The sequence below is a fragment of the Raoultella sp. genome, assembly GCF_039594335.1.
In the GTDB taxonomy this organism is placed as follows: domain Bacteria; phylum Pseudomonadota; class Gammaproteobacteria; order Enterobacterales; family Enterobacteriaceae; genus Klebsiella.
Genome location: NZ_JBCNNS010000144.1, coordinates 1 through 9,438 on the forward strand (window position 1 = coordinate 1; position 9,438 = coordinate 9,438).

Annotated in this window: 8 protein-coding genes and 1 pseudogene; 3 read left to right on the forward strand and 6 right to left on the reverse strand. The window is 56.3% G+C overall.

All coding sequences use genetic code 11. The features are described from left to right. Positions 1-364 (reverse strand): annotated as a pseudogene (locus ACZAHD_RS19045) (murein transglycosylase); the annotation flags it as partial. Between the two features lie 233 nt (positions 365-597). Between ACZAHD_RS19045 and ettA the strand changes: the two are divergent. Then, positions 598-2,265, forward strand: coding sequence for an energy-dependent translational throttle protein EttA (gene ettA / locus ACZAHD_RS19050; protein ID WP_462458169.1), 1,668 nt, complete (start codon positions 598-600; stop codon positions 2,263-2,265). 103 nt (positions 2,266-2,368) lie between these two features. On the opposite strand, the gene nadR is transcribed toward ettA, so the two are convergent. The 3 genes from nadR to serB form a co-directional block, all read right to left on the reverse strand. Then, positions 2,369-3,601 carry a multifunctional transcriptional regulator/nicotinamide-nucleotide adenylyltransferase/ribosylnicotinamide kinase NadR gene (nadR, locus tag ACZAHD_RS19055; RefSeq protein ID WP_462458170.1) on the reverse strand — a complete coding sequence of 411 codons (1,233 nt, stop codon included), beginning with the start codon at positions 3,599-3,601 and terminating at the stop codon, positions 2,369-2,371. 149 nt (positions 3,602-3,750) lie between these two features. Further along, positions 3,751-5,133 carry a DNA repair protein RadA gene (gene radA, locus ACZAHD_RS19060; protein ID WP_100682639.1) on the reverse strand — a complete coding sequence of 461 codons (1,383 nt, stop codon included), beginning with the start codon at positions 5,131-5,133 and terminating at the stop codon, positions 3,751-3,753. A gap of 10 nt (positions 5,134-5,143) precedes the next feature. Continuing rightward, positions 5,144-6,115 carry a phosphoserine phosphatase gene (gene serB, locus ACZAHD_RS19065; RefSeq protein ID WP_462458171.1) on the reverse strand — a complete coding sequence of 324 codons (972 nt, stop codon included), beginning with the start codon at positions 6,113-6,115 and terminating at the stop codon, positions 5,144-5,146. A 103-nt stretch (positions 6,116-6,218) separates the two neighbouring features. Here serB and ACZAHD_RS19070 point away from each other — a divergent pair, with 103 nt between their 5' ends. Both ACZAHD_RS19070 and lplA read left to right on the forward strand, forming a co-directional pair. After that, positions 6,219-6,860 carry a YtjB family periplasmic protein gene (locus ACZAHD_RS19070; RefSeq protein ID WP_462458172.1) on the forward strand — a complete coding sequence of 214 codons (642 nt, stop codon included), beginning with the start codon at positions 6,219-6,221 and terminating at the stop codon, positions 6,858-6,860. Between the two features lie 10 nt (positions 6,861-6,870). Next, entirely contained in the window at positions 6,871-7,887 is a 1,017-nt protein-coding gene (gene lplA / locus ACZAHD_RS19075) for a lipoate--protein ligase LplA (RefSeq protein WP_462458174.1), read from the forward strand. A gap of 96 nt (positions 7,888-7,983) precedes the next feature. Here lplA and deoD read toward each other — a convergent pair whose 3' ends face one another. Next, positions 7,984-8,703, reverse strand: a complete 720-nt coding sequence (gene deoD, locus ACZAHD_RS19080; RefSeq protein ID WP_004857662.1) for a purine-nucleoside phosphorylase — start codon at positions 8,701-8,703, stop codon at positions 7,984-7,986. Positions 8,704-8,803: 100 nt separating this feature from the next. After that, positions 8,804-9,438 (reverse strand): phosphopentomutase (gene deoB, locus ACZAHD_RS19085; protein WP_462458173.1); only part of this gene is annotated, 635 nt, incomplete at its 5' end.

Consider the following 9,438-nt stretch of genomic DNA (forward strand, 5'->3'; position numbering starts at 1 on the left):
TGAACGCCAGCAGTCCACTCCAGTCGGTACGCCGCGCCAGCTCGTTAACAAAACGCGATTTCAGGGTGCGCGCCGGCGGCAACGTCGGATTCGCTTCAATGAAGTTTTTCACCACCAGCGCCGGCTGATTCATCAGATCGTCAGTTATCTGCCGGTACTGAAGATAGGGGTACAGCGGATAGGTCGTCAGCGTAGGCATAAGCTGTTCGACAACGGACATCTGCCGGCTATCCCATGCCTGTTTAATTTGAGCGTAGCGGCTGCGCTGTTCATCCAGTGAATCCGCATGTGCCAGCTGGCTTATCGTCAGCAGACTCACGCTGGCCGCCAGAAGACGCCATGCCATCGTTTTGGCTTTTTCCACAAGCTCTTCCTCTGTTAAAAGTACATCTCACTACATCTGAGCAGCATCATGCCGCTTTTTAAATGTCCCAGTGTCGCTATAGATATGCTAACCAGACAACGCCAAACGTGCCACGTCCCGGACATTTTTTTACTCTTCTGTGAATCCCATCGCCTCGCTGGGCTTAACGCGTGAAAAAGGCTACACTTCGCCTTTGAAAACTATTCATCAAAATAAAAGAGGCGAAGTCCACCGTGGCTCAATTCGTTTATACCATGCATCGTGTCGGCAAAGTGGTTCCGCCGAAACGTCATATTTTGAAAAATATCTCCCTGAGCTTCTTCCCTGGCGCGAAGATCGGCGTTCTCGGTCTGAACGGCGCCGGTAAATCTACCCTGTTACGTATTATGGCCGGTATCGATACCGACATCGAAGGCGAAGCCCGCCCGCAGCCTGGCCTGAAAATTGGCTATCTGCCACAGGAACCGCAGCTGAAGCCGGAACAGACGGTACGTGAATCGGTAGAAGAAGCGGTAGCCGAAGTGGTTAACGCGCTGAAAGGTCTGGATGAGGTGTATGCCAAATACGCTGAGCCAGATGCCGACTTTGATAAACTCGCGGCGCAGCAGGGTAAGTTTGAAGAGATTATCCAGGCGCACGACGGTCACAACCTGAACGTGCAGCTGGAGCGCGCCGCCGACGCCCTGCGTCTGCCGGACTGGGATGCAAAAATCGCGAACCTCTCCGGTGGTGAACGCCGCCGCGTGGCGCTGTGCCGCCTGCTGCTGGAAAAACCTGACATGCTGCTGCTCGACGAGCCGACTAACCACCTGGATGCGGAATCCGTGGCGTGGCTGGAGCGTTTCCTGCACGACTTCGAAGGCACCGTTGTGGCGATTACCCATGACCGTTACTTCCTCGACAACGTTGCAGGCTGGATCCTCGAACTGGACCGCGGCGAAGGAATTCCGTGGGAAGGTAACTACTCCTCTTGGCTGGAACAGAAAGATCAGCGTCTGGCGCAGGAAGCCTCTCAGGAAGCGGCACGCCGTAAATCCATCGAGAAAGAGCTGGAGTGGGTACGCCAGGGCGCGAAAGGCCGTCAGTCGAAGGGCAAAGCCCGTCTGGCACGCTTTGAAGAGCTTAACAACGTCGAATATCAGAAGCGTAACGAAACCAACGAACTGTTTATTCCGCCAGGAGCCCGTCTGGGAGATAAAGTTGTTGAAGTCAGCAACCTGCGTAAGTCTTACGGCGATCGTGTGCTGATTGACGATCTGACCTTCTCGGTACCGAAAGGGGCCATCGTCGGGATTATCGGGCCTAACGGCGCCGGTAAATCGACCCTGTTCCGCATGATGTCCGGTCAGGAACAGCCGGATGCCGGCTCTATCACCCTGGGTGAAACCGTGAAACTGGCTTCCGTCGATCAGTTCCGCGACGCGATGGATAACAGCAAAACCGTCTGGGAAGAAGTTTCCGGTGGGCTGGATATCATGAAGATCGGCAATACCGAAATGCCAAGCCGCGCCTACGTCGGTCGCTTTAACTTTAAAGGCGTCGATCAGGGTAAACGCGTGGGCGAACTTTCCGGCGGTGAGCGCGGTCGTCTACACCTCGCGAAGCTGCTGCAGGTTGGCGGTAACGTGCTGCTGCTCGATGAACCGACCAACGACCTGGACATCGAAACCCTGCGCGCGTTAGAAAACGCCCTGCTGGAGTTCCCGGGCTGCGCGATGGTTATCTCGCACGACCGTTGGTTCCTCGACCGTATCGCGACCCACATTCTGGATTACCAGGATGAAGGTAAAGTCGAATTCTTCGAAGGTAACTTTACCGAGTACGAAGAGTACAAGAAACGCACCCTTGGCGCCGATGCGCTGGAGCCAAAGCGTATCAAGTACAAGCGTATTGCGAAGTAATCAATACCACCTCCCCAGGAGGTGGTTGAGGGATAACAATAAAAACGGGTGGCTCAGGCTACCCGTTTTTTATGCTCCGTGCTCAGAGCGCCCAGGACGGTGGTTAACCCGGCTCACCCATCAGCTGTTTGACCAGATCGACGCAGCGCAGGAAGCGCGTGTCGTAATCCGACTCTTTCACATGCACAAAATCGATCTCATTTTCTTTGAGCAACGACACCAGCAGCGTCTGGAACTCCTTGCGATCCACTGAGCTACCGAGGCTACGTAAACCGTCGGCGACCCATGGCGTATTGTTCTCCAGCAGAATCACCAGATCAAAACGGTACTCGTCGATCAGCGCCTGAACGAAGGGATGTTCGCGCCCTTCATACTTCAGGCAAAATGCCTGGGTGCTGACGAAATCGGTGTCGATAAACGCCACTTTATTGGCATATTTAACTGCGAAATCAATATACTGCGCGTGGCCAAGCGCAATTTTGTCATAGTCGGAATACTGCAGCGCCATCTCATCGCCGCCAAGGTGCGAGAAGACGTAATCGCGACCATACTCCCAGGCGCTAGTGGTGTTAAAGATATTCGCGAGCTTATTGACCAGCGTCGATTTCCCGCTCGATTCGCCGCCCAGAATGGCTACCGTACGGACGAAGAACGGTTTTACTTCCGTCGGAATATACTCCCAGTAACGGAACGGGTTTTCACGAATCTGCCCGCCGCTGATGCTCATAAAGGTTCGTTTCGGATCGATCAGCACGGTTTCGATCCCCAGATGCTGCAGATATTGCTGCGCATCGGCCTCTTCTGAGGTGTAGATCCAGTTCGGCTGGATCCCTTTATCGCTCATAAAGGCACGGATCCCGCGACTCCAGACGTCCCAGCCGTGGGGATAAGGTTCCATCCCCTCTTCATTAAACGCATGAATATGGATGTTTTTCTGATATTTGAAGGTTTGCAGCAGCCAACGCAGACGATCGGATACCGTCGGCTGCTGTGACATCGCGCTGTCTTCAAACAGCTGGCGATCGCGCGTATCGTCATAACCCATGACTATATGCAGCTCATCCACCTGGCTACAGGCGCGCTGAATCAGATAGATATGCCCGGTGTGCAGCGGATAGAACTTACCAAATACCACGCCGACGCTCTTTTGCCGACGCGGGAACTCCAGACCAAGAAAACGGTGCAAGGCTTCCAGCTTCTGCGCGCTTGGGCTTTTGATTTTGGCATTCAGCAGCTGGCTCAAATAGCCTTTGGTCATTCCGCTGGCTTCCGCGACCTGTTGCAGCGTACAGCCCTTTTGCTTAATCGCGGTTTTGAGATAGTCGAAAGATGACACAAGAGCCTCCTGCTTTAGCAAAACTGAAGAAATACCCTGTTAGTTGTGGACGGCGGGCGGGCGAAATCCGATGAACCGGGACAACTCAGCCATTCATACGGCCCCACGCCGCCAGCCCAACTACCGCCGGACTGGCGGCGGGTATTTAATTATAAGTCGTCAAACACGCTTAGCGCGTCTGACAGCTTTTTCACACCAAAGATTTGCATCCCTTCCGGTGCTTTTTTCGGTACATTGGCCGCCGGGACGATGGCGCGACGAAAGCCATGTTTCGCCGCCTCGGAGATACGCTCCTGGCCGCTGGGTACCGGACGGATTTCGCCGGACAGCCCCACTTCACCAAACACCACCAGATCGTGCGGCAGCGGACGATCGCGCAGGCTGGAAACCATCGCCAGCAGCAGCGCCAGGTCGGCGCTGGTTTCCGCCACCTTCACTCCACCCACGACGTTGACAAAGACATCCTGATCGGCCATCTGCAGACCGCCGTGACGGTGCAGTACCGCCAGCAGAATCGCCAGACGGTTCTGCTCCAGTCCCACCGCAACGCGACGCGGGTTAGACATCATTGAATGATCGACCAGCGCCTGAATCTCCACCAGCAGAGGACGGGTGCCTTCCCAGACCACCATCACCGAGCTGCCGGAAGTCACTTCATCGCCGCGGCTGAGAAAAATCGCCGAAGGGTTACTGATTTCACGTAGCCCCTGCTCGGTCATCGCGAATACCCCCAGCTCATTCACCGCGCCAAAGCGGTTTTTATGGCTGCGCAGGGTACGAAAGCGAGAATCGGCATCGCCATCCAGCAGCACCGAACAGTCGATACAGTGCTCCAGCACCTTCGGCCCGGCCAGCGAGCCATCTTTGGTCACATGACCGACCATGATGATCGCCACATCGCGCGTTTTCGCAAAACGCGTCAGATAAGCCGCGGTTTCGCGTACCTGAGCGACGCTGCCCGGCGACGACTGAACGTCCGCCATATGCATCACCTGGATCGAGTCGATAACCATCAACTGCGGCTTTTCGTCATCGGCTATCTGGCAAATTTGCTCAATGCTGGTCTCGGAGAGCATGTTGAGGTTAGCGGTCGGCAACCCCAGGCGGTGCGCACGCATCGCCACCTGTTGCAACGACTCTTCTCCGGTGACGTACAGCGTTTTCATGTTTTCCGACAGTCGGCACAGCGTCTGCAGCAGCAGCGTCGATTTACCCGCCCCCGGATTGCCGCCAATCAGAATTGCGCTGCCCGGCACCACACCACCGCCGAGGACGCGGTCAAACTCTTTAAAACCGGTGGAGAAACGCGGTAGCGCCTCAAGGCTGATTTCCGACAGTTTTTGCACCTTCGACGCACCGGCATTCCCGGCGTAGCCCGTCAGACGCTCGTTTCTCGCCACCTGTGGCGAAGCGGCAATACGCACCTCGGTGATGGTGTTCCAGGCATGACAGGCGCTGCACTGCCCCTGCCAGCGCGGGTAATCCGCACCACATTCATTACAGACAAATGCGCGTTTTGGAGCTTTCGCCACGTGTTACCTCTTACTTTTGATTCATGCTGCCTGAGAGAATACAGAAGACCCCCATCAGGTCAGCGTGGCGGATTGTCACTTCCGCCTGCTCATTCACTTTTGGCTTAGCATGATACGCGATCCCCAGACCCGCCGCCTTGATCATCGGTAGATCGTTGGCGCCATCGCCGATCGCCACGGTCTGTGCCGGTGGGATTTCATATTTTTCCGCCAGTTTTCTCAGCGTGGCGGCTTTATATTTGGCATCGACAATATCGCCGATGACGTTCCCGGTCAGCTTGCCGTCCATAATTTCCAGCTCATTGGCGACCACGGCGTCAAGATGCAGTTTGTCGCGCAGGTATTCGGCGAAGAAGGTAAACCCGCCGGAGGCAATCGCGACTTTCCAGCCCAGCGTCTCCAGCTTCAGCACCAGTTGCGCCAGCCCCGGCATCAACGGCAGCGATTCACGCACCTGCAGCAGAATGCTGGCATCGGCATCTTTCAACGTCGCCACCCGCTGACGCAGACTGGCGGTGAAATCCAGCTCGCCGCGCATCGCACGTTCAGTCACTTCCGACACCATTTCTCCGGTGCCGGCCAGTTTGGCGATTTCGTCAATGCACTCGATTTGAATCGCCGTGGAGTCCATATCCATCACCAGCAGCCCGGGCGTGCGCAGATGCGGAATTTTCCCCAGCGGCGCAACATCCAGTCCCGCTTCGTGCGCCAGTCGGGTTGCCCGCAGCGTCAGAGAGCCCGCCAGACGAATAACCTGATAATCGTCGACAACCCAGGAAGCAACGATAACCAGCGCCGCCCCCAGCTCACGCTGCCAGTCCGTCAGCCGGCGTTTATCAAGGCCGCGCCCGTAGAGCAGCCAGCCGCTGCGTCCGGCATGATAATCCAGCGGCATGACCTCATCACCGCTCAACGAAAGCGGTAATCCAGGCCACAGGGAAACATCTTCGGGCAGATCGCACCAGGTCAAACTGTTTGGCATTACGGCTCCACATCTCTTTATTCAGGCCAGGAAAATAACGCATGAGGCTACCTTGTAACCAGCGCTTCTGGCAACATTAAGCTGTAAATATTAAAGGTGGAATATGGTACGCGCAAAACTGAAATTCCGACTGCATCGCGCCGTCATTGTTCTTATCTGCCTCGCACTTCTCGTTGCCTTGATGCAGGGAGCGTCGTGGTTCAGCCAGAACAGCCAAAAGCAACGTAATCCACAGTTAGAAGAACTGGCTCGCACCCTTGCGCAGCAGGTTACGCTGAATCTGACGCCAATGATGCGCAGCGAGACGCCTGATGAAAAACGGATCGGTGAGCTGCTGGAGCGACTCACCCGTCAGAGCCGGGTCCTGGATGCCGGAGTCTATGACGACCAGGGCGATCTCGTCGCCCGCTCGGGCGAAGGGGTCAACGTACGCGACAGGCTGGCGCTGGACGGCAAAAAAGCGGGCGGCTACTTCAATCAGCAAATCGTGGAGCCGATTCAGGGTAAAAACGGACCGCTTGGCTATCTGCGCCTGACGCTGGATACCCATACGTTAGCCACCGAGGCAAAACAGGTGGATAATACCACCAACATTTTACGTCTGATGCTGCTGCTGTCGCTGGCTATCGGCGTGGTGCTGACCCGCACGCTGCTGCAGGGCAAGCGCACCCGCTGGCAACAATCGCCCTTCCTGCTTACCGCCAATAAACCGGTACAGGACGAAGACAAAGATGAATCAGAATAAGGAAATCGCGATGTCGACGCTACGCCTGCTGCTCTCAGACTCCACGGACCCCTGGTTCAACCTCGCGGTTGAAGAGTGCATTTTCCGCCAGATGCCCGCCACCCAGCGCGTGCTGTTCCTGTGGCGCAATGCCGACACGGTGGTCATTGGCCGGGCGCAAAATCCGTGGAAAGAGTGCAATACCCGCCGGATGGAAGAGGATAACGTCCGTCTGGCCCGCCGCAGCAGCGGCGGCGGTGCGGTATTCCACGACCTCGGCAACACCTGTTTTACTTTCATGGCGGGGAAACCGGAGTACGATAAAACCGTCTCCACCCGGATTGTACTGGCTGCACTGGAGGCGCTGGGCGTCACGGCGGCGGCATCCGGGCGCAATGACCTGGTCGTCACAACCGCCGAAGGCGATCGTAAAGTCTCCGGTTCAGCCTATCGCGAAACCCTTGACCGCGGTTTTCACCACGGTACGCTGCTGTTGAATGCCGATTTAAGTCGTCTGGCAAACTATCTCAACCCGGATAAAAAGAAGCTGCAGGCGAAAGGTATCACCTCGGTACGCGGCCGCGTGGCAAATCTGGTGGATCTGCTGCCGGGGATCACGCACCAGCAGGTCTGCGCGGCGATTGAAGAGGCCTTTTTCGCCTACTACGACGAGCGCGTCGCCGCGGAAGTGATTTCGCCCGACAAGATACCGGACCTGCCAAACTTTGCCGAAACCTTCGCCCGCCAGAGCAGCTGGGCATGGAATTTTGGTCAAGCGCCAGCCTTCTCCCACCTGCTGGATGAACGTTTTGCCTGGGGCGGCGTTGAGCTGCACTTTGACGTTGAGAAAGGCTATATCACCCGTACGCAGGTCTTTACCGATAGCCTGAATCCGGCACCGCTGGAAGCGCTGGCTATGCGATTGCAGGGCTGCCTGTATCAGGCTGACGTGCTACAGCAGACGTGTGAAACATTATTCGTGGATTTCCCGGAGCAAGAGAAAGCGTTGCGGGAGCTGTCGGCGTGGATTGCCAGCGCGGTACGCTGATAAAAAAAGCCGGATGGCGGCTACGCCTATCCGGCCTACAGATTCCATGCGGTTTAGTCGGCCCGGTAAGCGTAGCGCCACCGGGCAATGCCCCATTTACTCTTTATCGCCCAGCAGAACGGATTCCAGCGCGATTTTGATCATATCGTTGAACGTCGTCTGACGCTCAGCAGCGGTCGTCTGCTCATGCGTACGAATATGATCGGAAACGGTGCAGATAGTCAGCGCTTTCGCGCCGAACTCCGCCGCTACGCCGTAGATACCGGCGGCTTCCATTTCCACGCCCAGGATGCCGTATTTTTCCATCACGTCGAACATGGACGGATCTGGCGTATAGAACAGGTCTGCGGAGAAGATGTTACCGACGCGGGCATCAACGCCCAGCGCTTTCGCGGCATCCACCGCGTTACGCACCATGCCGAAGTCAGCGATAGCAGCGAAATCGTGATCTTTAAAGCGCAGACGGTTGACTTTAGAGTCGGTGCACGCGCCCATGCCAATCACCACATCACGCAGTTTCACATCAGCACGTACCGCCCCACAGGAACCCACGCGGATAATCTTCTTCACACCGAAATCGGTGATCAGCTCTTTGGTGTAAATGGAGCAGGACGGGATACCCATACCGTGACCCATGACGGAGATCTTGCGACCTTTATATGTGCCGGTAAAGCCCAGCATGCCGCGCACGTTGTTCACTTCGCGCACGTCTTCAAGGAAAGTTTCCGCGATGTGCTTCGCGCGCAGCGGGTCGCCCGGCATCAACACGACGTCAGCGAAATCACCCATTTCTGCATTAATATGAGGAGTTGCCATCTTCAGTTCCTTTTATATTGTTGTTTTTGCCGGGGGCGGCTGCGCCATACCGGCCTTCAAAACCCAGGCCCGGTAAGCTTAGCGCTAGCGGGCAATGACCTCAGAACATGGCTTTGCCATATTCCATGTCGGACGTACCAAAGTATTTCGCCAGAGTCTGGCCGATATCCGCGAAGGTTTCACGGTGGCCCAGCGAGCCTGGTTTAACTTTCGGGCCGTAGACCAGTACCGGGATGTGCTCACGCGTATGGTCAGTGCCCTGCCAGCTCGGGTCACAGCCGTGGTCAGCGGTCAGGATCAGAATGTCATCTTCCCCCACCAGCGCCATCAGCTCCGGCAGACGGCGGTCAAACAGTTCCAGACCCGCAGCATAACCGGCGATATCGCGGCGGTGACCCCAGGAAGAGTCGAAGTCCACGAAGTTAGTGAAGACGATGGTCTTATCACCCGCTTCTTTCATCTCTTTGATGGTCGCGTCAAACAGCGCATCCAGGCCGGTCGCTTTCACTTTTTTGGTGATCCCGCAGTTGGCATAGATGTCAGCAATTTTCCCAACAGAAACCACGTGGCCGTCTTTCTCGTCAACCAGCTTTTGCAACACGGTCGGCGCTGGCGGTTCAACGGCCAGATCGTGACGGTTGCCGGTACGCTGGAAGTGACCCGGTTTATCACCCACAAACGGACGCGCGATAACACGGCCAATGTTGTAGCCACCTTCCGTCAGTTCTTCACGCG